This window comes from Enterobacter sp. V87_3, from assembly GCF_029967835.1.
Classification (GTDB): domain Bacteria; phylum Pseudomonadota; class Gammaproteobacteria; order Enterobacterales; family Enterobacteriaceae; genus Enterobacter; species Enterobacter cancerogenus.
This window is the reverse complement of record NZ_JASCAM010000010.1, coordinates 439,128-463,531: the sequence shown is the minus strand read 5'-3', so window position 1 is coordinate 463,531 and position 24,404 is coordinate 439,128. Positions and strand designations below refer to the sequence as shown.

Annotated in this window: 22 protein-coding genes; 14 read left to right on the top strand and 8 right to left on the bottom strand. The window is 59.9% G+C overall.

All coding sequences use genetic code 11. The features are described 5' to 3' along the window. Positions 1 to 15: 15 nt before the first annotated feature. Together nuoM and nuoN are read left to right on the top strand one after the other, a co-directional pair. Entirely contained in the window at positions 16 to 1,545 is a 1,530-nt protein-coding gene (nuoM, locus tag QLG21_RS02810; protein WP_006176504.1) for an NADH-quinone oxidoreductase subunit M, read from the top strand. Positions 1,546 to 1,551: 6 nt separating this feature from the next. Continuing rightward, entirely contained in the window at positions 1,552 to 3,009 is a 1,458-nt protein-coding gene (gene nuoN / locus QLG21_RS02805) for an NADH-quinone oxidoreductase subunit NuoN (RefSeq protein WP_088208009.1), read from the top strand. 100 nt (positions 3,010 to 3,109) lie between these two features. On the opposite strand, the gene QLG21_RS02800 is transcribed toward nuoN, so the two are convergent. Both QLG21_RS02800 and rbn read right to left on the bottom strand, forming a co-directional pair. Continuing rightward, positions 3,110 to 4,114, bottom strand: coding sequence for a chemotaxis protein (locus tag QLG21_RS02800; RefSeq protein WP_006176501.1), 1,005 nt, complete (start codon positions 4,112 to 4,114; stop codon positions 3,110 to 3,112). A gap of 64 nt (positions 4,115 to 4,178) precedes the next feature. Continuing rightward, positions 4,179 to 5,096: a ribonuclease BN gene (rbn, locus tag QLG21_RS02795; RefSeq protein WP_282483853.1), complete on the bottom strand. Its 918-nt coding sequence runs from the start codon at positions 5,094 to 5,096 to the stop codon at positions 4,179 to 4,181. A 72-nt stretch (positions 5,097 to 5,168) separates the two neighbouring features. On the opposite strand from rbn, the gene QLG21_RS02790 reads away from it, so the two are divergent. From QLG21_RS02790 to menE, 8 genes are all read left to right on the top strand, one after another. Next, the gene (locus QLG21_RS02790) at positions 5,169 to 5,630 is read left to right on the top strand and encodes a GNAT family N-acetyltransferase (protein WP_042320312.1); all 462 of its coding nucleotides are present in this window, start codon (positions 5,169 to 5,171) and stop codon (positions 5,628 to 5,630) included. A gap of 53 nt (positions 5,631 to 5,683) precedes the next feature. Continuing rightward, positions 5,684 to 5,989, top strand: coding sequence for a stress response protein ElaB (gene elaB, locus QLG21_RS02785; RefSeq protein ID WP_042320308.1), 306 nt, complete (start codon positions 5,684 to 5,686; stop codon positions 5,987 to 5,989). A gap of 87 nt (positions 5,990 to 6,076) precedes the next feature. Continuing rightward, entirely contained in the window at positions 6,077 to 7,372 is a 1,296-nt protein-coding gene (gene menF / locus QLG21_RS02780; protein ID WP_282483852.1) for an isochorismate synthase MenF, read from the top strand. Between the two features lie 88 nt (positions 7,373 to 7,460). After that, entirely contained in the window at positions 7,461 to 9,131 is a 1,671-nt protein-coding gene (gene menD, locus QLG21_RS02775; RefSeq protein WP_282483851.1) for a 2-succinyl-5-enolpyruvyl-6-hydroxy-3-cyclohexene-1-carboxylic-acid synthase, read from the top strand. Continuing rightward, positions 9,128 to 9,904: a 2-succinyl-6-hydroxy-2,4-cyclohexadiene-1-carboxylate synthase gene (gene menH, locus QLG21_RS02770; RefSeq protein ID WP_137849425.1), complete on the top strand. Its 777-nt coding sequence runs from the start codon at positions 9,128 to 9,130 to the stop codon at positions 9,902 to 9,904. The genes menD and menH overlap by 4 nt, the downstream gene beginning before the upstream one ends. Further along, positions 9,901 to 10,758: a 1,4-dihydroxy-2-naphthoyl-CoA synthase gene (menB, locus tag QLG21_RS02765; RefSeq protein WP_006176492.1), complete on the top strand. Its 858-nt coding sequence runs from the start codon at positions 9,901 to 9,903 to the stop codon at positions 10,756 to 10,758. The genes menH and menB overlap by 4 nt, the downstream gene beginning before the upstream one ends. Further along, a complete protein-coding gene (gene menC, locus QLG21_RS02760; protein WP_282483850.1) occupies positions 10,758 to 11,723 on the top strand; it encodes an o-succinylbenzoate synthase in 966 nt (321 codons plus the stop codon). Before menB ends, menC begins: the two co-directional genes overlap by 1 nt. Continuing rightward, on the top strand, positions 11,720 to 13,081 hold the full coding sequence (gene menE / locus QLG21_RS02755; protein ID WP_282483849.1) for an o-succinylbenzoate--CoA ligase: 1,362 nt from the start codon (positions 11,720 to 11,722) through the stop codon (positions 13,079 to 13,081). The genes menC and menE overlap by 4 nt, the downstream gene beginning before the upstream one ends. On the opposite strand, the gene QLG21_RS02750 is transcribed toward menE, so the two are convergent. From QLG21_RS02750 to QLG21_RS02740, 3 genes are read right to left on the bottom strand one after another with little or no spacing between them, the layout of a single operon-like run. Continuing rightward, the gene (locus QLG21_RS02750; RefSeq protein ID WP_137849422.1) at positions 13,082 to 14,596 is read right to left on the bottom strand and encodes a tripartite tricarboxylate transporter permease; all 1,515 of its coding nucleotides are present in this window, start codon (positions 14,594 to 14,596) and stop codon (positions 13,082 to 13,084) included. A gap of 11 nt (positions 14,597 to 14,607) precedes the next feature. Continuing rightward, positions 14,608 to 15,039, bottom strand: a complete 432-nt coding sequence (locus QLG21_RS02745; protein WP_282483848.1) for a tripartite tricarboxylate transporter TctB family protein — start codon at positions 15,037 to 15,039, stop codon at positions 14,608 to 14,610. Between the two features lie 11 nt (positions 15,040 to 15,050). Continuing rightward, positions 15,051 to 16,031 carry a tripartite tricarboxylate transporter substrate binding protein gene (locus QLG21_RS02740; RefSeq protein ID WP_220710414.1) on the bottom strand — a complete coding sequence of 327 codons (981 nt, stop codon included), beginning with the start codon at positions 16,029 to 16,031 and terminating at the stop codon, positions 15,051 to 15,053. Positions 16,032 to 16,183: 152 nt separating this feature from the next. On the opposite strand from QLG21_RS02740, the gene tctD reads away from it, so the two are divergent. The 4 genes from tctD (at position 16,184) to QLG21_RS02720 (ending at position 20,215) form a co-directional block, all read left to right on the top strand. Continuing rightward, positions 16,184 to 16,858, top strand: a complete 675-nt coding sequence (gene tctD, locus QLG21_RS02735; protein ID WP_101737233.1) for a transcriptional regulator TctD — start codon at positions 16,184 to 16,186, stop codon at positions 16,856 to 16,858. After that, complete coding sequence (locus tag QLG21_RS02730; RefSeq protein ID WP_137272303.1) at positions 16,845 to 18,254, top strand: sensor histidine kinase; 1,410 nt, start codon at positions 16,845 to 16,847, stop codon at positions 18,252 to 18,254. Before tctD ends, QLG21_RS02730 begins: the two co-directional genes overlap by 14 nt. 127 nt (positions 18,255 to 18,381) lie before the next feature. After that, a complete protein-coding gene (locus QLG21_RS02725; protein ID WP_042320303.1) occupies positions 18,382 to 18,921 on the top strand; it encodes a YfaZ family outer membrane protein in 540 nt (179 codons plus the stop codon). Positions 18,922 to 19,015: 94 nt separating this feature from the next. Beyond that, positions 19,016 to 20,215 (top strand): nicotinamide mononucleotide deamidase-related protein YfaY, encoded by a 1,200-nt coding sequence (locus QLG21_RS02720; protein ID WP_282483847.1) that lies wholly within the window; start codon positions 19,016 to 19,018, stop codon positions 20,213 to 20,215. A gap of 33 nt (positions 20,216 to 20,248) precedes the next feature. On the opposite strand, the gene glpC is transcribed toward QLG21_RS02720, so the two are convergent. The 3 genes from glpC to glpA are packed head-to-tail and all read right to left on the bottom strand — an operon-like array spanning position 20,249 to position 24,271. Next, positions 20,249 to 21,439, bottom strand: coding sequence for an anaerobic glycerol-3-phosphate dehydrogenase subunit GlpC (glpC, locus tag QLG21_RS02715; RefSeq protein ID WP_282483846.1), 1,191 nt, complete (start codon positions 21,437 to 21,439; stop codon positions 20,249 to 20,251). Beyond that, a complete protein-coding gene (gene glpB, locus QLG21_RS02710) occupies positions 21,436 to 22,653 on the bottom strand; it encodes a glycerol-3-phosphate dehydrogenase subunit GlpB (RefSeq protein WP_282483845.1) in 1,218 nt (405 codons plus the stop codon). The genes glpC and glpB overlap by 4 nt, the downstream gene beginning before the upstream one ends. After that, the gene (gene glpA, locus QLG21_RS02705; protein ID WP_282483844.1) at positions 22,643 to 24,271 is read right to left on the bottom strand and encodes an anaerobic glycerol-3-phosphate dehydrogenase subunit A; all 1,629 of its coding nucleotides are present in this window, start codon (positions 24,269 to 24,271) and stop codon (positions 22,643 to 22,645) included. Before glpA ends, glpB begins: the two co-directional genes overlap by 11 nt. Between the last annotated feature and the right edge of the window lie 133 nt (positions 24,272 to 24,404).

Sequence of the window (24,404 nt, the reverse complement as noted above, 5' to 3'; positions counted from 1 at the left end):
GGAATAAAAATCGCCATGTTACTACCCTGGCTAATATTAATTCCCTTCATCGGCGGCTTCCTGTGCTGGCAGACTGAACGCTTTGGCGTGAAGATGCCGCGCTGGATCGCGCTGATCACCATGGGATTAACGCTCGCGCTTGGTCTGCAACTCTGGTTGCAGGGTGGCTACTCTCTGACCCAGTCTGCAGGCATTCCGCAGTGGCAGTCTGAGTTTATCCTCCCGTGGATCCCACGTTTCGGTATCACCATCCACCTGGCGATTGACGGTCTGTCGCTGCTGATGGTGGTGCTGACCGGCCTGCTCGGCGTTCTGGCGGTACTCTGCTCCTGGCGAGAAATCGAAAAATACCAGGGCTTCTTCCACCTGAACCTGATGTGGATCCTGGGCGGCGTGATCGGCGTGTTCCTGGCCATCGACATGTTCCTGTTCTTCTTCTTCTGGGAGATGATGCTGGTGCCGATGTACTTCCTGATCGCGCTGTGGGGCCATAAGGCGTCCGACGGTAAAACGCGTATCACGGCGGCAACCAAGTTCTTCATCTACACCCAGGCGAGTGGTCTGGTGATGTTGATTGCGATCCTGGCGCTGGTGTTTGTGCATTACAAGGCGACCGGCGTCTGGACCTTCAACTACGAAGATCTGCTGAATACCCCAATGTCTCACGGTATTGAATACCTGCTGATGCTGGGCTTCTTCATCGCCTTCGCGGTGAAAATGCCGGTGGTTCCTCTGCACGGCTGGCTGCCGGATGCGCACTCTCAGGCGCCAACGGCGGGTTCCGTTGACCTCGCGGGTATCTTGCTGAAAACCGCGGCCTACGGTCTGCTGCGCTTCGCGCTGCCGCTGTTCCCGAACGCTTCCGCAGAGTTCGCGCCGATTGCCATGTGGCTGGGTGTGATTGGTATCTTCTACGGTGCCTGGATGGCCTTCACGCAGTACGACATCAAGCGTCTGATTGCTTACACCTCCGTTTCCCACATGGGCTTCGTGCTGATTGCTATCTACACCGGCAGCCAGCTGGCGTATCAGGGCGCGGTGATTCAGATGATTGCGCACGGTCTGTCCGCAGCCGGTCTCTTCATCCTGTGTGGTCAGCTTTATGAGCGTCTGCACACCCGCGACATGCGCATGATGGGCGGCCTGTGGGGCAAGATGAAATGGCTGCCAGCGCTCTCCATGTTCTTCGCAGTGGCGACGCTGGGTATGCCGGGTACCGGTAACTTCGTCGGCGAATTTATGATTCTGTTCGGCAGCTTCAAGGTGGTTCCGGTGATTACCGTGATCTCTACCTTTGGTCTGGTGTTCGCTTCCGTCTACTCACTGGCGATGCTGCATCGCGCCTACTTCGGTAAAGCGAAGAGCGAAATTGCTGCACAACAACTGCCGGGGATGTCGCTGCGTGAGCTGTTCATCATCCTGTTGCTGGTCGTACTGCTGGTGCTGCTGGGCTTCTATCCGCAGCCGATTCTGGATACCTCGCACTCCGCGATGGGTAACATCCAGCAGTGGTTTGTTAATTCTGCTTCTACTACAAGGCCGTAATTCGCCATGACAATAACTCCACAACAACTGATCGCGCTGCTACCGCTGCTGATCGTCGGATTGACGGTGGTGGTTGTGATGCTCTCCATTGCGTGGCGACGCAATCACTTCCTGAATGCGACCCTGTCCGTTCTGGGTCTGAACGCTGCGTTAGTGTCCCTCTGGTTTGTTGGCCAGGCGGGCGCGATGGACGTCACGCCGCTGATGCGCGTTGACGGCTATGCCATGCTGTATACCGGTTTGGTTCTGCTGGCGAGCCTGGCAACCTGCACCTTTGCGTACCCGTGGCTCGAAGGTTACAACGACAATAAAGAAGAGTTTTACCTGCTGGTACTGATTGCCTCGCTTGGCGGCATTCTGCTGGCGAATGCGAACCACCTGGCCGCGCTGTTCCTCGGTATTGAGCTGATCTCTCTGCCGCTGTTTGGCCTGATTGGTTACGCCTTCCGCCAGAAACGCTCGCTTGAAGCGGCGATCAAGTACACGATCCTGTCCGCTGCCGCGTCGTCGTTCCTGCTGTTCGGTATTGCGCTGCTGTACGCACAGACGGGTAACCTCTCCTTCCTGGCCATCGGCAAGAGCCTTGGCGACGGTATGCTGCACGAGCCGCTGCTGCTGGCGGGTCTGGGCATGATGATCGTTGGCCTTGGCTTTAAGCTCTCTTTGGTTCCGTTCCACCTGTGGACGCCAGACGTTTACCAGGGTGCTCCGGCACCGGTATCGACCTTCCTGGCGACGGCGAGCAAAATCGCTATCTTCGGTGTGGTCATGCGTCTGTTCCTGTACGCGCCGGTGGGTGATAGCGAAGCGGTTCGCGTGGTGCTGGGCATTATCGCGTTCGTCTCCATCATCTTCGGTAACCTGATGGCGCTGAGCCAGACCAACATTAAGCGTCTGCTGGGCTACTCGTCTATTTCCCATCTGGGTTATCTGCTGGTGGCGCTGATTGCGCTGCAGAGCGGTGAAATGTCGATGGAAACCGTGGGCGTGTATCTGGCCGGTTATCTGTTCAGCAGCCTCGGCGCGTTCGGCGTGGTGAGCCTGATGTCCAGCCCGTACCGTGGCCCGGATGCTGACTCACTGTTCTCTTACCGTGGTCTGTTCTGGCACCGTCCGATTCTGTCTGCGGTGATGACGGTGATGATGCTGTCTCTGGCGGGTATCCCAATGACCCTGGGCTTTATCGGTAAGTTCTACGTCCTGGCCGTCGGTGTGCAGGCTGGCCTGTGGTGGCTGACCGCCGGTGTGGTTATCGGTTCCGCGATTGGTCTGTACTACTACCTGCGCGTTGCCGTGAGCCTCTACCTGAGCGCGCCTCAGCAGCTCAACCGCGATGCGCCGTCTAACTGGCAGTACAGCGCGGGCGGTATCGTGGTGCTCATCTCCGCGCTGCTGGTGCTCATCTTCGGTATCTATCCGCAGCCGCTGATTGATATCGTGCAGCATGCAATGCCGCTGATGTAAAAACAAAAAACCCGCCTCGGCGGGTTTTTTTATTGCCCAGCGGCGCTACGCTTGCAGAGCCTACGGGTTTTGTAGGTCGGGTAAGCGTAGCGCCACCCGACTAAGCCAGTTGCTTGCGACTAATCAACGGCCCGTCAATCTTCTTCATCGAGCGGTCCAGCACCTCTTCAATTACCGACGACAGCTCGTTCAGCTCGAACTTCGCCACGTAGCCGTCGGCTTTCACCTTGCGGATATGGTCTTCGTTGGCATTGCCCGAAAGCGATGAGTGGATCACCACCGGAATATCCTTCAGCACCGGGTCAGACTTAATCTTGCGCGTCAGCGTAAAACCGTCCATCTCCGGCATTTCGAGGTCCGTCAGCACCAGCGCAATCTTATCGGTGATCGGCACACCCTCAGCCTGAGCCTGCGCGGCCAGCACGCCGATCTTCTCCCACGCGTCCTTACCGGTAATATGCAGCTGCGCCGGGATTTGCATTGCCTGCAGACCTTTCTCCAGCATTGAACGCGCTACTTTGGAATCTTCTGCGACAATCGCAACGGACCCTGGCTTGATGTTGAATTGGGTGGTTTTCAGGTCGGTAGCGTGCAGATCGTGGTTCGCCGGGGTGATGTCATACAGGATCTGCTCAACGTCCAGCACCATCGCCAGGTCGTTGGTGTCGGTCTTTTCGTCCAGGCACGCAATACTGGTGATGTAACGCCCGCTGACGGCGGTTTCAGCCGCGTGAACCTGCTTCCAGTCCAGACGCATAATGTTCTCAACGGATTCCACGGCAAACGCCTGAACGCTGCGGGCATATTCGGTGATCAGCAGAATGTTCAGCCCGGTTGTCGGCTTACAGCCAGCCACGGCGGCGAGGTCGATGACTGGGATCACCTGATCGCGAATGTTCACCATCCCCATCAGCGGCGACTTCATTCCCGCAGGTTTGGTGAACTCCGGCATCGGCACGATCTCACGCAGCTTAAACACGTTAATGCCGAACAGCTCGGATTTATTTTCGTTCAGCGAGGTGCCGAGCCGAAACAGCAGCAGTTCAAAACGGTTCGATAGCGTGAGATTCGCCCTGTCATCAATATCTTTCTGGAAATTATCCATTGTACCCTCAAGTAAAATGCTGACCTTTTAATCGTTATCGGCATCCTGAGGGAAAAATGAAGGACTAAACGCTGAACTGCGTAAAATCTTCGGCCAGTTCACAGTGTGCGAACGCATCCCGGCACTCCGCCAGCAGCCGCTCGCAGCCATGGGCATCGTAGCGGGAGCTGACGTGCGTGATGATTAACTTCCCGACGCCCGCTTCACGGGCAAGCCGCGCGGCCTGACGCGTGGAGCTGTGACCGCGGCTGTTGGCCTTCTCCTCCATTGCCGCTTCGAGGGTAGCTTCATGCACCATCACGTCCACGCCCTGAGCCAGCTGCAGGGCGGAAGGGCAGGGGGCCGTGTCGCCAAAGATGGCCAGTTTTTTGCCCGGCAGAGGAGCCGAGAGATAGCGCTGCCCGTTGACGATGCGGCCATCGTCCAGCGTGACGGTTTCGCCTTGCTTCAGGCGCTGGAACAGTGGCCCTGGTTTCACGCCGTCTGCCAGCAGCGCAGCCGCGTTGAGCGCGCCGGGCTTATCATGTTCTTCGATACGGTAGCCGTAGCACGTAATGGGATGGTTAAGCGCTGTGGCAGTAACTTTATATATCCCATCATCAAAGATTAACCCTTCGGCAATCTCAACGATCTCAAGCGGATAATCCGTCCAGGAGCCGCTCAGGCGCAGGGCGGTGTCAACGAATTCACGAACCCCAGCGGGGCCGTAAATCGTTAACGGGCTGGCGATCCCCGCCATCGACCGGCTGCACAGCAGGCCGGGCAGGCCAAACAGATGGTCGCCATGCAGGTGGGTGATAAAAATCTTATCCAGCTTTCCCGGGTGATAAGGGGTGTGCAACAGCTGATGCTGAGTCCCTTCTCCACAGTCAAACAGCCACAGCCCGCCGCGGGTAGGATGCTGCAAATCGAGCAGGATGGCCGTCACGTTTCGCGAGCGGGTTGGCACGCCAGCGGACGTCCCCAGAAAAATCAGTTCCATAACGCAGTCAGACCCTTTGCCGAACGGTAAAGTGTTTAGTATAACGTGATGAACCCCAGGAAGGAGAATGACATGATCCAGTGGCAAGATTTACACCATAGCGAGCTTACCGTTACGGCACTTTATGCCCTGCTCAAACTGCGCTGCGAAGTGTTTGTGGTCGAGCAAACCTGCCCGTATCAGGACATCGACGGCGATGATCTGGTGGGCGAAAACCGTCACATCCTTGGTTGGAAAGATAACGTCCTGGTGGCGTATGCGAGGATTCTGAAAAGCGAAGACGATGTCGAGCCGGTGGTGATTGGCCGGGTGATTGTCAGCAGCCACGCGCGGGGCGAAAAGCTGGGCTATCAGCTGATGGAAAAAACGCTCGACGCCTGTCAAAAACAGTGGCCGGACAAGGCGTTATACCTTGGCGCACAGGCGCACCTCCAGCCATTCTATGCGCACTTTGGTTTTACCCCCGTGACGGAGGTGTACGACGAAGACGGCATTCCCCATATCGGTATGGCGCGGGAAGCGAAGCAGGCGTAATCGTCAGTCATTAGCTATAGTTAGCGAACTGGTGTACTAACATGGAGATAAATATGTCATATCAATCCCTGGATACCCGCATTGACGACGACCTTGCGTTACTGAGCGAAACGCTGGAAGAGGTGTTACGTTCATCGGGCGACCCTGCCGATCAAAAATACATCGAGCTGAAAGCGCGCGCTGAACAGGCGCTGCACGAGGTTAAAAACCGCGTCAGCCATGCCTCAGACAATTACTACTACCGTGCGAAAAAAGCGGTCTACCGTGCCGATGATTACGTGCATGAAAAACCGTGGCAAGGCATTGGCGTCGGGGCGGCGGCAGGCCTGGTGCTTGGGCTGCTTCTGGCACGTCGTTAATCGCGTGTAACCACTCCCTATACGTGGGTACTGCACTTTATCGCCAGTACCCCGTATAATGTGAGGTTTTAGCAGGGAGAGGTTCGCGTGCATTCGATGTCCATCGCGATGGAGCGCCTGCGCAGCCAGCTTGCGCAAGCGTTACCCGCTACACCCGGTTTACGTCATTTTGACGTCTCTTTCCCGTTAAACGATGCCTTTGATCCTCTCGCCTGGCTGGGCGTGCAGGTGTGCTATCCGCAATTTTACTGGCAGCAGCGAAACGGCGACGAGGAGCTTTCCGCGCTCGGTGCCGTCATCCACTTCCCCTCTCTGGCATCTGCCTCACAGTTTTTGCACAACCATCCTCAGCAGGCCGATACCCGGATCTGCGGCCTTAACGCCTTCAATCCTGAGCAAGGATCGTTATTTTTACCGCGCCTGCTCTGGCGACGACATGCCGGGGTTGCTACCCTGCGCCTGCAGCTGTGGAGTGAAACCTCGCTTCAGGACGATGCCCGTACCGCGCTGGCGTTTTTAGCTGCCCTGCGTGAGGCCAGACCAATCTCTCCGCTGTCGGTTCAGGTTCTGCATGAAACCCACCACCCGCAAAAGCCCGAGTGGTTACGTCTGGTGCAACAGGCCACCGATGCCATTGCCCAGGGCGATTTCGAAAAAGTTGTGCTCGCGCGGGCTACCGATTTGCAGTTTAACCGGGCGTTTTCCGCCGTCGCGTTGATGGCAGCGAGCCGGGCGGTGAACTTACGTTGCTACCATTTTTGCATGGTGTTTGATGCCCACAACGCCTTTATCGGCTCCACGCCGGAGCGGTTATGGCGGCGGCGCGGCGCGCTGCTGCGTACCGAAGCGCTGGCGGGAACGGTCGCAGGCCATCCTGACGACCGCCAGGCGCAACGCCTGGGTGAATGGTTATTGAATGATGACAAAAACCAGCGCGAAAATATGCTGGTGGTCGAAGATATCTGCCAGCGGTTACAGCATCATACCCGGACGCTCGAGGTTCTGCCCGCGCAGGTGGTTCGCTTGCGTAAAGTCCAGCATTTGCGTCGATGCATATGGACCGAGCTGAAACAGGCGGACGACGAACGGTGTCTGCATGTGCTACAGCCGACGGCGGCAGTCGCCGGCCTGCCGCGCCAGCCGGCGCGTGAGTTTATCGATAATAACGAACCCTTCGACAGGGAGTGGTATGCCGGGTCAGCGGGCTTTTTATCGCCCGAACGCAGCGAGTTCTGTGTGGCGCTACGCTCGGCGCGGATCCACGATGACACCCTGCGCCTGTACGCCGGTGCGGGTATTGTCAGCGGGTCGGACCCGGAGCAGGAGTGGCAGGAGATTGAAAATAAAGCTGCCGGACTGCGATCTCTGCTCCTAAGGGATTAATACTGATTCTCGCAATCCCGATTCATATCAAAATTACAACTTTCTCTATTATTTATACTGTGTCGCATTATTGATACCGGACAATCTCATGTCAGTAAGTTCTTTCAACCGACGCTGGGCGACGGTGATCCTTGAAGCCCTGACCCGCCATGGCGTCAGGCATGTGTGCATTGCACCAGGCTCTCGTTCCACTCCGCTGACCCTTGCGGCAGCAGAGAACCGGGCCTTTATTCACCATACCCATTTTGATGAACGCGGTCTGGGACATCTGGCGCTGGGCCTGGCGAAAGTCAGCAAAGCGCCTGTCGCGGTGATTGTGACCTCCGGTACGGCGGTGGCGAACCTCTACCCGGCGATTATTGAGGCCGGGCTGACGGGCGAAAAGCTGATCCTGCTCACCGCCGACCGTCCTCCTGAGCTTATTGACTGCGGTGCAAATCAGGCGATTCGTCAGCCGAATATCTTTGCGACCCATCCGTCAGAGACCCTGTCTTTACCGCGCCCGACGCAGGATATTCCGGCAGCCTGGCTGGTCTCGACCATAGACCATGCAATGGGATCGCTGCGCAGCGGCGCATTACACATCAACTGCCCGTTTGCCGAGCCGCTGTATGGCGAAATGAACGAAACGGGTCGGGTCTGGCAGCAGCAGCTTGGCGAGTGGTGGGAAAGCGAAAAACCCTGGCTGCGTGAACACACGCATCTCGAAAGCGCCAGACAGCGTGACTGGTTTTTCTGGCGGCAGAAGCGCGGCGTGGTGGTTGCCGGGCGCATGAGCGCCGCCGAGGGCAAACTGGTCGCCGACTGGGCGAAGACGCTCGGCTGGCCACTGATTGGCGACGTGCTTTCCCAGACTGGCCAGCCGCTGCCCTGTGCCGATCTCTGGCTGGGGAACGCCAAAGCGGTGACCGAACTGGCGCAGGCGGATATCGTGGTGCAGATTGGCTCCAGCCTGACCGGTAAACGGCTCCTGCAGTGGCAGGCGACCTGCAAGCCGGAAGAGTACTGGCTGGTGGACCCGCTGGAAGGGAGGCTCGACCCGGCGCACCATCGTGGTCGCCGTCTGGTCTGCGAGATTGACGCCTGGCTTGAGCAGCATCCTGCTGAAAAACGCAAACCCTGGGCAACGGCAATCCCGGACCTTGCCCGCCAGGCGTGGGAACTTACCCTGGCGCAATGCGAAGGGTTTGGCGAGGCGGAGCTGGCGCACCGGATCCGTCAGTATCTGCCGGAGCAGGGGCAGCTGTTTGTCGGCAACAGCCTGGTGGTGCGTCTGATTGACGCCTTATCTCAGCTGCCTGCCGGCTACCCGGTGTACAGTAACCGGGGGGCCAGCGGAATTGACGGGCTGATCTCCACCGCGGCAGGCGTGCAGCGCGCCAGTGCGAAATCCACGCTTGCGATTGTTGGCGATCTTTCCGCCCTGTACGACCTTAACGCGCTGGCGCTGCTGCGTCAGGCTTCCGCGCCGTTTGTGCTGATTGTGGTGAATAACAACGGCGGACAAATTTTCTCTCTGCTGCCCACTCCGCAGAGCGAGCGCGAGCGTTTCTACCTGATGCCGCAGAACGTGCAGTTCGAGCATGCGGCAGCGATGTTCAGCCTCACGTACCATCGCCCGGAAAGCTGGGCCGATCTGGACGCGGCGTTGAGCACGGCCTGGCGTCAGCCTGGCGCTACGCTGATTGAGCTGGTGGTTAACGACTCTGACGGCGCCCAGCGGCTGCAAAATCTGCTGGCGCAGGTGAGCCAGCTGTGATCCTCGCGGGCGAGCAAAGGGCCGGGAAACCAGGTTACCCCTGGCTGGTCTTTTTGCACGGTTTTTCCGGCGATGCCCGCGAGTGGCGGGCGGTTGGGGAGCAGCTCGGCGACTACCCGCAGCTGTACCTTGACCTGCCGGGGCACGGCGGCTCTACCGGTATCTCCGTTTCGGGCTTTGATGAGGTCAGCCAGTTGCTGACCACAACGCTAATTAGTTACAACATACTCTCTTACTGGCTGGTGGGGTACTCCCTCGGCGGCCGCATTGCGATGTTTCACGCCTGCCAGCAGCCAACAGGGCTGCGTGGCGTTGTGGTCGAAGGGGGCCATCCGGGGCTGCAGGATGCGCACGCGCGCGACGCCCGGTTGGATTCCGATCGCCGCTGGGCGAAGCGTCTGCGCACGGAACCGCTCGGCACGGTTTTCGCCGACTGGTATCAACAGCCGGTGTTCGCCTCACTCACGCAGGCGCAGCGCAGCGAGCTGATAACCCTGCGCAGCCAGAACAGCGGCGCGGCTCTGGCGGATATGCTCGAGGCGACCTCGCTCGCCGTACAGCCCGACCTCCGTTCTGCGCTCGCGGCAAACCCCGTGCCTTTTTACTATCTCTATGGTGAACGTGATGAAAAATTTGGTGGCATCGCCGCCGAACTGAACGCCGTTCGCCATGCTATCCCTCATGCCGGACACAACGCCCATCGGGAAAATCCCGCTGCGGTGGCTGCGACTCTGGCGCAGATTCTGCGTCTTCCAACAAAGGACACACTATGATCTATCCTGATGAAAACATGCTCTACGCACCGGTTGAATGGCAAGACTGCTCCGAAGGCTATACCGACATTCGTTATCACAAATCGGCTGATGGGATTGCCAAAATCACCATCAACCGCCCGCAGGTGCGCAACGCGTTTCGCCCGCTGACCGTAAAAGAGATGATTCAGGCGCTGGCGGATGCACGCTATGACGACAATATCGGCGTCATTGTCCTGACCGGTGAAGGCGACAAAGCCTTCTGCTCCGGCGGTGACCAGAAAGTGCGTGGCGATTACGGCGGATACCAGGATGATGCCGGTACGCACCACCTGAACGTGCTCGATTTCCAGCGCCAGATCCGCACCTGTCCAAAACCGGTTGTTGCCATGGTCGCGGGCTACTCCATCGGCGGCGGCCACGTGCTGCACATGATGTGCGACCTGACCATTGCCGCTGAAAACGCCATCTTCGGCCAGACCGGCCCGAAAGTCGGCTCGTTCGACGGCGGCTGGGGCGCGTCCTACATGGCTCGCATTGTGGGTCAGAAAAAAGCGCGCGAAATCTGGTTCCTGTGCCGTCAGTATAACGCTCAGGAAGCGCTGGACATGGGCCTGGTGAATACCGTGGTACCTGTCGCCGATCTCGAAAAAGAGACCGTCCGCTGGTGTCGCGAAATGCTGCAAAACAGCCCAATGGCGCTGCGCTGCCTGAAGGCGGCACTCAATGCCGACTGCGACGGCCAGGCGGGTCTGCAGGAGCTGGCGGGTAACGCCACCATGCTGTTCTACATGACCGAAGAGGGTCAGGAAGGGCGCAACGCGTTCAATGAAAAACGTCAGCCAGACTTCAGCAAATACAAACGGAACCCGTAATGCGTCGCGCGCAGGTTTACCGCTGGCAGATACCCATGGACGCGGGCGTGGTGCTGCGTGAACGGCGGTTAAAAACCCGTGACGGGCTGTTCGTGCATCTCCGGCAGGGTGAGCGCGAAGGGTGGGGCGAGGTTTCGCCCCTTCCGGGCTTTAGCCAGGAGTCGCTGGAGGAGGCGCAGGCTGCAGTGCTTGCCTGGGCGCGCGAGTGGCGCGAGGGGGCCGAACCGGCACTGCCGGACATCCCCTCCGCTGCCTTCGGTGTCAGCTGCGCGCTGGCCGAGCTTGAGGGGCGCTTGCCCAACGCGGCGAACTATCGCGCTGCGCCGCTCTGCACCGGCGATCCGGACGAGCTGTTTGCACTGCTCTCCGCCATGCCGGGCGAAAAAGTGGCGAAAATCAAGGTCGGGCTGTACGAAGCGGTGCGCGACGGAATGGTGGCTAACCTGCTGCTTGAAGCGATCCCCGATTTGCATCTGCGTCTGGACGCCAACCGCGCCTGGACGCCGCTCAAGGCTCAGCAGTTTGCGAAGTATGTTAATCCCGCATACCGCAACCGTATCGCCTTCCTTGAAGAGCCCTGCAAAACCCGCGATGACTCCCGCGCCTTTGCCCGTGAAACGGGCATTGCGATTGCGTGGGATGAAAGCCTGCGCGAGGCGGATTTTGCGTTCATCGCCGAGCCTGGCGTGAGCGCGGTGGTGATCAAACCCACGTTCACCGGCAGCCTGGAGAAAGTGCGCGAGCAGGTCGCGGCGGCCCATGCCTTAGGGCTGACGGCGGTGATCAGTTCATCCATTGAATCCAGCCTCGGGCTGACCCAGCTGGCGCGCCTCGCCGCGTGGTTAACGCCCGACACCCTCCCGGGTCTCGACACGCTGAACCTGATGCAGGCGCAGCTGATCCGCACGTGGCCGGACAGTGCCCTGCCGTGCCTCGGGGTCGAGGCGCTGGAGCCGTTGTTATGATGTTTACTGACTGGCCGTGGCGACACTGGCGCGCGCAGCGTGCGGATAAACCCGCGCTGCGGTTAAACGACGACGCGCTGAGCTGGCAGCAGCTGTGCGAGCGGGTGGACAGGCTGGCGACAGGTTTCCACCGTCAGGGGCTGAGTGAGGGCGACGGCGTGATGCTGCTCGCCCATAACCATCCTCAAACGCTGCTGGCGTGGCTGGCACTGTTGCAGTGCGGCGCGCGTATTCTTCCTGTCAATCCTCAGCTTCCGCGCCCTCTGCTTGACGTCCTGCTCCCACAGATGACGCTGCGCTTTGCGCTGCTGCTTGACGGCACGTTTGACGGGCTTTCGCGGCTCGCGCTGGATGACCAACCCGGTGAGCATGCCGCCCCGTGGCAGCCGGAGCGTCTGGCGTCGATGACGCTCACTTCCGGCTCTACGGGCTTACCCAAGGCGGCGGTACACACCTGTGCGGCGCATCTTGCCAGCGCGGCAGGCGTGTTGTCGCTGATGCCTTACAGCGATGACGACGACTGGCTGCTCTCCCTGCCGCTGTTTCACGTCTCCGGTCAGGGGATTTTGTGGCGCTGGCTTCAGGCCGGGGCGCGTCTTACGGTGCGTGAGAAACAGCCGCTGGAGCAGGCGCTACAGGGCTGCACCCACGCCTCGCTGGTGCCAACACAGCTGTGGCGACTGCTTAATGGTGAGTGCCGCATCGCACTGAAAGCCGTGCTGCTTGGCGGGGCGGAAATCCCCGTTGAACTGACTGCGCGCGCGCGTGAGCAGGGTATTCGGACCTTCTGCGGCTACGGACTGACCGAGTTCGCCTCCACCGTCTGCGCCAAAGAGGCGGACGGCGCGCCGGATGTGGGCAGCGCGCTGCCGGGCAGAGACGTACAGGTGGTGAACGGTGAAGTCTGGATCAGGGCGCAAAGCATGGCGGCGGGCTACTGGCGAGACGGCGCACTCTTACCGCTGGTCAACGACCAGGGCTGGTTTGCCACCCGCGATCGCGGTGAGTGGCACAACGGTCGCCTGACTATTCTGGGCCGCATGGACAATCTCTTTTTCAGTGGGGGAGAGGGGATCCAGCCGGAATCGCTGGAGCGCGTGATCGTTACCCATCCGCAGGTAAACCAGGTGTTTATCGTCCCGCTGGACGACGCTGAGTTCGGGCAGCGCCCGGTCGCGGTGGTGGAATGTGAGCCGGGCACGGACATCACGGAATTACCGGAGTGGGTTCAGGGTAAGCTGGCGCGCTTTGAGCAGCCGGTCCACTGGCTGGCGTTGCCGCCAGAGCTAAAAAATGGCGGGATAAAGATCTCCCGCCAGGCGTTAAAACAGTGGGTCAATGCCCTGCTAAGAGGGTAATCAGCCGATATCCGGCTGCGGTTTGTGCTGGCGGCGACGAATCCAGCGCAGCACCGGTGGCACGACAATTACCATAATCGCCAGCGCCAGCAGGACTTTCGTCACGCTACTCTCCCACAGAATGGCCATGTTGCCGTTGCTGATGGAGAGGGCGCGGCGCAGGTTCTGCTCCAGCATTTCACCTAATACAAACCCCAGGATCAGCGGCGACATCGGGAAGTGCATCTTGCGCAAGATGTAGCCCAGCACCCCAAGCAGCACCATCAGGACCAGATCAAAGGTTGTGCTGTGCACCGCATACACCCCAACCGCAGAGACGGCGGCGATAGCAGGAACCAGGAACCACAGGGGAATGGTCAGCATTCGCGTGAACAGGCCGATCAGCGGGATGTTCATCACCAGCAGCATCACGTTGGCGATCAGCAGGGCGGCAATCAGACCCCAGACGATATCCGGCTGTTCGGTAAACATTGCCGGACCCGGTGTGATGTTGTAGAGCGTCAGCGCGCCCATCATCACCGCCGTGGTGCCGGAGCCGGGTACGCCGAGGGTCAGCATCGGGATAAACGAGCCGCAGGCCGAGGCGTTATTCGCCGCCTCTGGCGCGGCCACGCCACGGATATCGCCTTTGCCAAAGCTGTCGCTGTTACCGCTCAGCTTTTTCTCGGTCATGTAGGTGATGGCGCTGGCGATGGTGGCCCCTGCGCCGGGCAGAACGCCGACGAAAAAGCCGATCACCGACGAACGTAAGGTGGCACCCACACACTGCGCCCCCTCTTTGGCATTAAAGAGCATACGTCCGGTCTTACGGACCAGCGTCTGCCCGCTGCTGGTATGTTCCAGCATCAGTAAGATTTCCGATACAGAGAACAGCCCAATCACAACGACGATAAACTGCACGCCGTCAGACAGGTGAACGCTGTCGAAGGTAAAGCGATAAACCCCGGTGTTGGCATCCACGCCGACGGTGGCTAACCCTAAGCCAATCAGCGCAGACAAAAACGACTTCAGTGGATTTTGCGCCATCATGCTGCCAAGGCAGGCGATGGCAAACACCATCAGTGCAAAATATTCGGCCGGACCAAACGCCAGCGACCACTCGGCCAGCGCTGGTGCAAAGAGAATGATGCCGCCAATGGCGATCAGGGAGCCAAAGAACGAACTGACGGCAGAAATCGAGAGCGCCACGCCGCCGCGTCCCTGTTGCGCCATCGGGTAGCCATCCAGCGCGGTCATAATGGCGGCGGCATCGCCGGGCACGTTAAGCAGTATCGACGAAATGCGCCCGCCGTACTCACAGCCGATATAGACCGTCGCCAGCAGGATCAGCGCCGACTCCGCGGGCAAATGCAGGGCAAAGGCCAGCGGTAACAGAATCGCCACGCCGTTGATGGGGCCAAGGCCGGGCAGCAGGCCGACGATGGTCCCGACGAAACAGCCGATCAGGGCGATCACCAGGTTTTCCGGGGTCATCGCTACCGCGAACCCCTGAGAGAGATAGATCCAGGTATCCATAGCGTGCTCCGTTAGTTAAACCATGCGCCGAGGGGCAGCGTCACGTCCAGCAGGCGGTCGAAGGCGTACCAGAGTAAAATGCCCAGTACGACCCCGGAGATCCCCGCCGCAGGCAGCGAGGCGTTAAACAGCATGCCAATCACCATTGTCAGAATGGCGGTGGCAATCGGGAAGCCGAGCCATTCAAAGCCCCAGGCATACATCAGCAGGACAATCACCATGACCAGCAGCCGTTGCAGGGTACGGCGTGGCGGCCACTCTATGGTGTCCGGGTGGCGCAGCAGCAGGGCCACCGAGCAGAGCAGCATCAGGCCGACAATGCCCACGGGAAAGGGGCGCGGCCCCACGGGTTCATAGCTGTATTCGCTGTGGATCTGCCAGGCGACGAACATCCCGCCAATGCAGAGCAGCAGCCAAATTCCGGCAAAAATACGATCGCTCATAGCGCCTCCGGTTATTTCGCCAGACCAAAGGCTTTCGCCTGCTCGCGGTAGTCATTCACCTGTTTTTTAACGTATTCGTCCAGCGGCTTGCCGTTCAGATTGAACTCAAACAGCCCGCGCAGATCGCGCTGCTTTTTGAACTCGTCGGTTTGCTGGAGCTTCGCGAAGGTCTCCACCCACCACTGGTACTCGGCGTCGGTCACTTTCGGCCCGACGAAGAAGCCGCGAATGATCGGCCAGACCAGGTTATAACCCTGTTCTTTGGCGGTAGGGACGTTTGCCAGCTGGCCCGGCAGACGGTTTTCTGAGAACACCGCCAGCACGCGAATTTTGTCCCCGCTAAGGTAGGGCACCATTTCGCTGAGATCGCCCGATACCGCCTGGACGTGATTACCCATCAGCGCCGTCACCGGCTCACCGCCGCCTTCAAACGCCACGTAGCGCATTTTGTGTGGATCGACTTTCGCCTGCTGCGCCAGCAGAGCGGCTTTCATCCAGTCCTGACTGCCGATAGACGCCCCCGCGCCAATCACTACGCTGTTGGGGTCTTTTTCCATGGCGGCCAGCAAATCGTTCAGGGATTTCCACGGGGAGTCTGCGCGTACGGCAATCATGCCGTAATCGGTGCCCACGGTGGCGAGCCAGCGCACGTCATTCACGTCATAACGGCCAAATTTTCCTTGTGCCAGGTTCAGCAGGGAGCCGCCGGAGAAGGCCACCACGGTACCCGCTTCGGCAGGGCGCTGCGCGACAATCGCGTTATAGGCCACCGCCCCCACGCCACCGGGCATGTAGGTGACGCGCATCGGTTTTTCGATGGCCTTCGTCTCCAGCAGGCTGACCTGAATCAGCTTGCAGGTCAGGTCAAAGCCGCCGCCGGGTTTGGCCGGGGCGATACATTCGGTGCGGGAGGGCGCGTCCTGCGCCTGAACAACAGAAGCACTCAACATCAATACGCTTGCAGCAAGGGTAGAGAGTAATTGTTTTTTCATCGTTTATCCTCACGCCGGAGAACCGGGAGTACGGGTACGGGTGTCTTTTTACTGATTATGTGAACCACCTTGTAGCGGTTCCGTTGCGTGATTGTTAAAACAATAACCTTTCATTTCCCTTTCACTGCGGCACCAACTTTACAGGATGTGATATGCGTCTCTTACTGGCGGAAGATAATCGTGAGCTGGCTCACTGGCTGGAGAAAGCGCTGGTACAGAACGGTTTTGCCGTGGACTGCGTCAACGACGGACGCGCGGCAGATCACCTTCTGCAGGGGGAAAACTACGCTGTCGCTATTCTTGATATCGGCATGCCCGGATTCGACGGGTTGGAGGTGGTCCATCGTCTGAGAAAACGCGGGCAGACGCTGCCGGTGCTGTTTCTAACCGCGCGCAGCAACGTGGCAGACAGGGTCAAAGGGCTGAATGCCGGGGCGGATGACTATCTGCCGAAGCCGTTCGAGCTGGAAGAGCTTGATGCGCGCCTGCGCGCGCTGCTGCGTCGAAGTGAAGGGCGGACTCAGGAGCGTCAGCGTCTGGGGGAGCTTGAATACGATGATGAAGGCTTTTTCCTGCTGCGCGATGAACCCCTCTCCCTGACGCCGCGCGAACTCTCTTTACTGAAGGTGCTGATGCACCGCCGGACTCGCCCCGTCTCCCGACAGCAATTGTTCGACCAGGTGTTTAGCCTGAATGATGACGTCAGTCCCGAGAGCATCGACCTTTATGTTCATCGCCTGCGTAAGAAACTGACCGGTAGCGGCGTGCGGATCACCACGCTCAGAGGGCTGGGCTACGTGCTGGAGTGCGGCGATGAAGTGGCTTAAGCCGCAGTCGCTTTACCTGCAACTTTTGCTCTTTCTGGGTTTACCGCTGCTGCTGTTATGGGGGTTGTCAGCCTTCAACAGCTACGTCAGCGCACTACAGGCGGCGACGCAGGCCTATGACCGCACGCTGTTATCCTCGGCGCGCACGGTGTCGGAGCGGCTGGAGGTACACAACGGTAAGCTCCAGGTGAACGTTCCCTGGGTGGTGCTCGACAGCTTCGAGCTGAACATGAACGATCGCCTTTACTACAAGGTGGTCGATCCCGACGGTCGGGTGATCTCCGGCTATGACGATCTGCCGAAAATGCCCCCCTCCACGTCGCGCACCCGGCTCTATCCCGCGCTGGCCTGGTTTTACCATACCGAGTATCGCGGGCAGGCGATCCGCGTGGCGAAGCTGCTCCAGCCTGTAAACGAAGACAATGTGGTGGGGATGGCGGAGATCTACGTCGCCGAAACCCTCCAGTCCCGGCGCTATCTGGCGACTCAGCTTCTGTTCTCATCACTCGTGTCTCAGGGGCTGTTGGTGCTGCTGACGCTGGTTTTAACCGCCTGGCTGCTGCGCCGCGTACTGCGCCCGATGCGTCAACTCTCGTCGCTGATGGTCCGTCGTGAGCCCGGGTTGCTGGCCCCGCTGCCGGAGCTGTTGCCCTGGTCTGAAACGCGCCTGCTGATCGTGGCGTTTAACCGTTACATCGACCGGCTTCGCGGCGTGCTGTCGCGCCAGGCGCGTTTCAATGCCGATGCCTCTCATCAGCTCAAAACGCCGCTGGCGGTGCTGAAAACCCAGGTTTCCGTTGCCCTGACGCGCAACGATCCGGCGCTGTGGCAGGAGAGCTTGCGGGCGATGAACGTCACCCTGGATAACACCATCGTGCTGACCGAACGGCTGTTACAGCTTTCGGTGGTGAAGCGAAAAGAGCAGGGGGAACGGCAGTTTGCCCCGGTCGATCTGGTGCAGGTGGTGCAAAACTGCTGTTTCTCCCGGCTGGCGCAGGCGCGCAGTAAGGCTATCGATCTTGGTTATGACGGCGTTCAGCAGCCGGTGATGATTGAGGGCGATGACGTGCTGCTGGGCGAACTTTGCGCCAACCTGCTGGAGAACGCGATCAAATACACGCCCGAGCACGGGATCGTGACGGTGTACCTGCGCACGGACAACGGCGCGGTTGAGCTGAGCGTGGAGGACAGCGGGCCGGGGATTGCCGACGATCTCATCCCGCAGGCGTTGCTGCCGTTTCACCGGCTGGATAACGTGGGCGACGCCGCCGGGTCCGGCATTGGCCTGGCGCTGGCCAATGATATTGCCCGCCTGCACCGTAGCCATCTTCAGCTAACGCGCAGCGAAAATCTGGGCGGGCTGAGCGTGAAAATGCGCTTTTTATTGATGGTGTAAATACCGAAATTATCAAATCGTTACAAACTAATTGCCTGACGCACGCAGAGTGCTTGATCCCAAAGACACGCAGGTTAAAATCTCGCGGTTTTGGGACATCTCTAATTATTACGTGCGGGACATGACAATGAAAAAAGTGGCATTTTTGGGCGCAGGCCTGATGTTTGTTTCAGTTGCGGCAAACGCAATTTCCTTTAACGGCTCAGCGGGTCAGGATTACACCCACCTGGGCTTTGGCCTGGGGACGGAAACCTCTGGCCTGGCGATGACGGGCGGCTGGACGCATAACGACGACGACGGCGATGCGGCAAGCCTCGGCCTTGGCCTTAACGTTCCGCTGGGGCCATTCCTGGCAACCGTGGGCGGTAAAGGTATCTACACCAACCCGAACGACGGTGACGAAGGATACGCGGCGGCCGTTGGCGGCGGGCTGCAGTGGAAAATTGGCGACAGCTTCGGCCTGTTCGGCGAGTATTACTACTCTCCGGATTCGCTCTCCAGCGGTATCGACAGCTATCAGGAAGCTAACGCCGGTGCGCGCTGGACCATCATGCGTCCTGTTACCATCGAAGCAGGTTACCGCTATCTGAACCTGGCCGGTAAAGACGGCAACCGCGACAACGCGCTGGCCGACGGCCCGTACGTGGGCGTGAGCGCAGGCTTCTAATCCCCCCGGCGCGGCGGCCTGCCGCGCCAGTTTATCGCTTCCCCCCTCTCCCAATTGCGCTATAGTGTTTTGACTATTAAAGCGGGAGAACACAATGATTAACGTGGAGATGTTATCCACCGGCGATGAAGTGCTGCATGGTCAAATCATCGATACCAATGCGGCCTGGCTCGCCGATTTATTCTTTGAGCAGGGATTACCGTTAACGCGTCGCAACACGGTAGGCGACAACCTTGAGTCGCTGGTGAACATTCTGCGCGAACGCAGCGAGCACGCTGACGTGCTGATTGTGAACGGCGGCCTTGGCCCAACCGGCGACGATCTTAGCGCGCTGGCCGCCGCCACGGCGAAAGGCGAAGGGCTGGTCCTCCACGAAGCGTGGCTGGCGCAGATGGAACGCTTTTTCTCCGAGCGCGGTCGCGTCATGGCCCCCAGCAACCGTAAGCAGGCCGAAATCCCCGCCAGCGCCGAGCTGGTGGATAACCCCGTCGGCACCGCCTGTGGCTTTGCCGTTAAGCTTAACCGCTGCCTGATGTTCTTCACGCCGGGCGTGCCGTCTGAATTTAAAGTGATGGTCGAGCAGCAAATCCTGCCGCGCCTGCGCGCGCGTTTCACCCTGCCTGAGCCGCCGCTGTGTCTGCGACTGACCACCTTTGGCCGCTCTGAAAGCGACCTTGCCCAGAGCCTCGACAGCCTGCCGCTGCCGCCGGGCGTCTCGATGGGCTACCGCTCTTCTATGCCGATTATCGAGCTGAAGCTGACCGGCCCGGCGACGCAAAAGGAGGCCATGCTGGCGCTGTGGCCTGAGGTACAGCGCGTAGCGGGAGAGAGCCTGATCTTTGAGGGAACGGAAGGGCTGCCTGCGCAGATTGCCCGCACCCTGAAGGCTCGCCAGCTGAGCGTCACGCTGAGCGAACAGTTCACCGGTGGGCTTCTGGCGCTGCAACTTTCACGGGCGGATGCGCCGCTTCTGGCCAGTGAAGTGGTACCGTACCAGCAGGAAACGCTGGCGCAGACCGCGCGCTGGGCGTCGGAGCGCAGGGTTAAGCATTTCGCCGGGCTGGCATTGGCCGTCGGCGGCGTGGAGGGCGAGCACCTTAATTTTGCCCTCGCGACGCCGGAAGGAACCCATGCGCTGCAGGTAAAAATGAGTATTACCCGCCACAGCCAGGCGGTGCGTCAGGAGGTGTGTGCCATGATGGCGCTCAACATGCTGCGACGCTGGCTGAACGGCAAACCGGTCGCCAGCGAGCATGGCTGGATCAATGTGGTTGATTCCCTGTTTGTTGAGTAACGAATGTGCCGGGGCAAACCGCCCCGGCATCGCTTAGCCCAGCGCGTTTGCCAGCAGGGTGATGGGATGTTCGCAGCGTTTGCTGGTGGACATTTCAACCTGCCATTTGCAGGTTTCGCAGTCGGTCACTACCAGGTCGGCTCCGCTCTCCTCTATCTGCCTGAATAGCGGCGCGCCAATCGCCTGCGACGTGTCGTAGTTTTCACGCTTAAATCCGTAGGTGCCCGCTATCCCGCAGCAGCGCGAATCCAGCACCGTCAGCTCCAGCCCCGGGATCAGCCGCAGCAGCTCCAGCGTATACAGCGACCAGCCCATTTTTTCCATATGACATGGCGTGTGATACACCACCTTCAGCGGCAGGGTGCCCAGCGGTAAGGTCTTCCCACTGTCCAGCATGCGCCACAAAAACCGCGTTGCCAGTTCAATATGGTCGCGCAGATCGGTGTTATCCACGTCCAGCAGGTGAGGGTACTCGTCGCGCAGGGTGAAGGTGCAGGTAGACGAGGTGGCCAGGACCGGTATGCCTTTCCCGACTATCGCGTCGCGCAGGGAGGTGACGTTGCTGCGGGCCTGCCTGCGCGCTTTATCCGTAAAGCCGTTGGCAATCAGCGGCACGCCGCAGCATTTTTCCTTGCTCAGGAGCTGCACACCTGTGCCCATCGCGTTCAGCACTTTCAGCAGGTCTTTTCCCAACTGCGGGTGGTTGTAATTCACGTAGCAGCCATGGAAGAACGCCACCTGATCGGCAAAGCGTGCCTGTTCTGCCGCCACCGATTTGTACCAGCGACGGAAGGTGCCGTGGGCGTATTTCGGCAGGCTGCGGTGGTGGTCAATTTTCAGCGTCGCGTCGAGCAGCCGGCGTACCGGTTTCAGGGAGGTGGCGGCATTCACCAGCGGCGCGAAGGGCGTGGAAACGCTGCCCATCAGGTCGGTATGGCTGAGGATCGCATCGCGCAGCGTCGGTTTTTGCGTGCTGTACTGCGCCCGGGCGCGCTGGATGATGTCGCCGATTTTGACGTCTGACGGACAGGCCACCTCGCAGCGCTTACAGTTAATGCAGTATTTCAGCGCATCATCGTAGAGTGCGGCGTCTTTCAGACGCAGGCGCTCGCCGTCAGGCCCGGCCTGTTTTGGGCCAGGATAACGCGGGTTCACGCCGCTGACCGGGCAGACCGTGGTGCACACCGTGCATTTTATGCAGCTTTCGAAACGGCTATCGCTCATTGTTCTGCCTCCGTGCGTTGAATAATCTGCTCTGCGGCATGAAGCGCCGTGATCGCACACACGCCGCCGCCGCAGCCCTGGGCAATCGGATCGTAGCCGCCCAGAATCGAGCCGATGGCGTAGAGACCGTTAAGCGACCGGCCGTTGAGCTGCGGGTGCAGGTGGTTATCGACAATCACGCCAAACTGCTGCCAGGGCTGCGGCGTAAAGAAATCACTCTGATACCAGTCCGAACGGGAGGCGCTCTGCCGGACATCCAGCCCCAGAATGGCTTCGCGGATCCCCTCGCGGGTACTCAGTAAGCCGTTACTGAAAAAGCTGCCGCTGGCCAGCACCACGGCGCGTGCGCGCAGCGGAATATCGCCGTGGTTTCGCGTCCACACCTCGCTGAGGTCGCTATCAGACAGCGTGATCTTTTTCACCTCGTCACCCGCCATCCACACGCCGCCCTGGGCAATAAATTTTTGCTTAAGCTGCGTGTGCAGCCGAATACCCGGTACGGAAGGGGGAAGGGTCGGCAGCAAGCCGAGAGTGCACGGCAGGCGGTCCGACAGCCAACGCCAGAGTCGATTGTCGGTGAGGCCAAAGCACGCAGGCATCAACAGGGCGTCACACTGTTCAGCGAGCGGCCTGAGCGCGTCATACAACAGCGGCCAGTTATCGTCGTTATCCAGCAGCCGCGCGATATTCACTGCCCGAAACTCGCTGGAGTTTTCGCGCAGCATGTCCAGTTCGGGAAGGTCTATTTCCGCCGCCGTCGCGTTAATGCCGTGCTGACAGAGTGAGGCCGCCGCCAGGTGCGGCTGAAAATCAAGAAAACCGCCAATCCCCACCACCATTACGCGTTCTGCGCTGAACGGGGCGACAGGAACTTCTTCCGGGCTGAGCCACGCGGAACGCAGGGTGCCGAGCGGTGTCACGCGCTGGTGATTTTTCTCAGCGCTGCCCTGCATCCGCGCGCCACAGGCGCTCAGCAGCCTTTCGGTTTCCTGCGCCAGGCGGGCAATGTTGTGCTCGCCGATCAGGCTGTAGGGATGCTCAGGCGCAAGTGCGCCGCGACAGGCATCGTCGAGGAGATCCAGCGATCCGGAAGAGAAGTGCAAAGCGCTCTGCCCGCGGGTGATGATGGCGCAGCGCAGACCACGTCGCGTGAGCGTGATCCCGCACAGCAGCCCTGCCAGCCCGCCGCCGACAATAACGGTATTAAATTTCATTATGTGGCTCCTTCTCCAGGCCGCAAAGTCCCTGATAAACCCAGCGGGTAAACTCGCTTTCGCGCAGGGCATCGCCCCAGGCAACGGGCTGAATGCCTTTCCAGCGTTCATTGAGGAAATCGCTGAGCTGGGTCAGGGACTGCGCTGAGGTGGTGGCGTGAAAGCGTTGCAGCAGCCCGGCGGCGCGACAGGCGCAAAGCTCGCCCTGACAGGTACCCATACCGACGCGCGTGCGGCGGCGAAGATCGAGCAGCGTATTGACCGTCAGATTCTCGACGGCATATTGCACCTCGCCTGCGGTCACCGCTTCGCACTCGCACACCAGGCTGCGGCTTAGTCGCCCCTCGCCAAGCCACTGCGGGGTTCTGTCGCCGTGGCGATAAACGGCGGAGCCGCGCAGCGGAGCGGGCAGAGAGATGATTTTCTGCAGCGTTTTCTCGGTGGACTGACGCGATCCGGGCAGGGGCTGTTCTGCCGTGGCGCACGGCGTTGTGTTACCGAGTTTGCGGCAGACGGCATCTGTGGCCCACTCCGCCATCAGGCGGTAGGTCATGAGCTTGCCGCCGGTAATGGTGATAAAGCCCTCCATGCCGTCACGTTGGGCATGATCGAGCAGGACGATCCCACGGCTGACGTTGCGCCCGCTTGGGTCGTTATCGCTGGCGACCAGCGGTCGCACACCCGCATAGGCGCGCAGAATGCGGGTTTGCGCCATCACCGGGGCCAGTTTCTCGCCTTCGCGCAGAAGGATATCCACCTCTTCGGCCGTCACCCGGTTAACGTCAATCTCGCTGTAATCGACGTGGGTGGAGGTGGTGCCGATAAGCGAAATGGTGTCGCCCGGTACCAGAATATCGGCGTCGGAAGGCTTACGACAGCGGTTGATGACGTGGTTATTGATGCGATGGTCGAGGATCAGCAGTGAACCTTTCGCCGGGAACATGCGGATGGATAAGTCGGCATATTCCGCGATGCGTTGCCCCCAGATCCCCGCCGCATTAATAACCACGGCGGCATACAGTTCGCTGCGCTCGTTATATTGCGGGTCGAACACCCGCACGCCGCGCACAGTGTTGCCTTCGCGAATAAGCCCGGTGACTTCATGCCCGGTCAGAATGCGCGCGCCGTGTTCCCGGGCGTCCAGCATATTTGCGGCGGTCAGGCGAAACGGATCGACCGTGCCGTCGGGGACTTTCACCGCGCCGGTGAGGGCCGGGTTGACAGACGGCTCCAGCCGACGCGCCAGCGCCGGGTCGATGGCGTCGGCCCGGATCCCTGCGGCCGTGCAGGCGGAAATAAAGGTTTGCTGAAACGCGAGATCGTCTTCGGGAAGGGTAATGAACAGTCCGTTGGTCGGCTCGATGCAGTGGCGGGCGATGCGTTTCAGGATCTGGTTTTCCGCAATACACTCCCGCGCCGACTCACCGTCGGTCACCGCGTACCGCGCGCCGCTGTGCAGCAGGCCGTGGTTGCGGCCTGTGGCACCTGTCGCAATATCATGGCGCTCCAGCAGGGTCACGCTCAGGCCACGCAGGGCACAGTCGCGGGCGATGCCGGCCCCGGTTGCGCCGCCGCCAATGATTATCACATCGCTGTAGCGAGGATCGAGAACCGTCATTGTCTTCCCTCTATGTTCGTTTTTTTATCATTTAGCCACACTGAAAATGTGGTTTGTTTGATTTCGAACATAAACGCGCGTTATTCGAAAGTGAAACGTGATTCCATGCGCTTTTTTGCGCATTCTGTCATAT

Bases quoted from the DNA above. Each gene is read 5' to 3' on its own strand.
- nuoM (WP_006176504.1), top strand. From the start codon at position 16: ATGTTACTACCCTGGCTAATATTAATTCCCTTCATCGGCGGCTTCCTG.
- nuoN (WP_088208009.1), top strand. From the start codon at position 1,552: ATGACAATAACTCCACAACAACTGATCGCGCTGCTACCGCTGCTGATC.
- QLG21_RS02800 (WP_006176501.1), bottom strand. From the start codon at position 4,114: ATGGATAATTTCCAGAAAGATATTGATGACAGGGCGAATCTCACGCTA.
- rbn (WP_282483853.1), bottom strand. From the start codon at position 5,096: ATGGAACTGATTTTTCTGGGGACGTCCGCTGGCGTGCCAACCCGCTCG.
- QLG21_RS02790 (WP_042320312.1), top strand. From the start codon at position 5,169: ATGATCCAGTGGCAAGATTTACACCATAGCGAGCTTACCGTTACGGCA.
- elaB (WP_042320308.1), top strand. From the start codon at position 5,684: ATGTCATATCAATCCCTGGATACCCGCATTGACGACGACCTTGCGTTA.
- menD (WP_282483851.1), top strand. From the start codon at position 7,461: ATGTCAGTAAGTTCTTTCAACCGACGCTGGGCGACGGTGATCCTTGAA.
- menB (WP_006176492.1), top strand. From the start codon at position 9,901: ATGATCTATCCTGATGAAAACATGCTCTACGCACCGGTTGAATGGCAA.
- menC (WP_282483850.1), top strand. From the start codon at position 10,758: ATGCGTCGCGCGCAGGTTTACCGCTGGCAGATACCCATGGACGCGGGC.
- menE (WP_282483849.1), top strand. From the start codon at position 11,720: ATGATGTTTACTGACTGGCCGTGGCGACACTGGCGCGCGCAGCGTGCG.
- QLG21_RS02750 (WP_137849422.1), bottom strand. From the start codon at position 14,596: ATGGATACCTGGATCTATCTCTCTCAGGGGTTCGCGGTAGCGATGACC.
- QLG21_RS02745 (WP_282483848.1), bottom strand. From the start codon at position 15,039: ATGAGCGATCGTATTTTTGCCGGAATTTGGCTGCTGCTCTGCATTGGC.
- QLG21_RS02740 (WP_220710414.1), bottom strand. From the start codon at position 16,031: ATGAAAAAACAATTACTCTCTACCCTTGCTGCAAGCGTATTGATGTTG.
- tctD (WP_101737233.1), top strand. From the start codon at position 16,184: ATGCGTCTCTTACTGGCGGAAGATAATCGTGAGCTGGCTCACTGGCTG.
- QLG21_RS02730 (WP_137272303.1), top strand. From the start codon at position 16,845: ATGAAGTGGCTTAAGCCGCAGTCGCTTTACCTGCAACTTTTGCTCTTT.
- QLG21_RS02725 (WP_042320303.1), top strand. From the start codon at position 18,382: ATGAAAAAAGTGGCATTTTTGGGCGCAGGCCTGATGTTTGTTTCAGTT.
- QLG21_RS02720 (WP_282483847.1), top strand. From the start codon at position 19,016: ATGATTAACGTGGAGATGTTATCCACCGGCGATGAAGTGCTGCATGGT.
- glpC (WP_282483846.1), bottom strand. From the start codon at position 21,439: ATGAGCGATAGCCGTTTCGAAAGCTGCATAAAATGCACGGTGTGCACC.
- glpB (WP_282483845.1), bottom strand. From the start codon at position 22,653: ATGAAATTTAATACCGTTATTGTCGGCGGCGGGCTGGCAGGGCTGCTG.
- glpA (WP_282483844.1), bottom strand. From the start codon at position 24,271: ATGACGGTTCTCGATCCTCGCTACAGCGATGTGATAATCATTGGCGGC.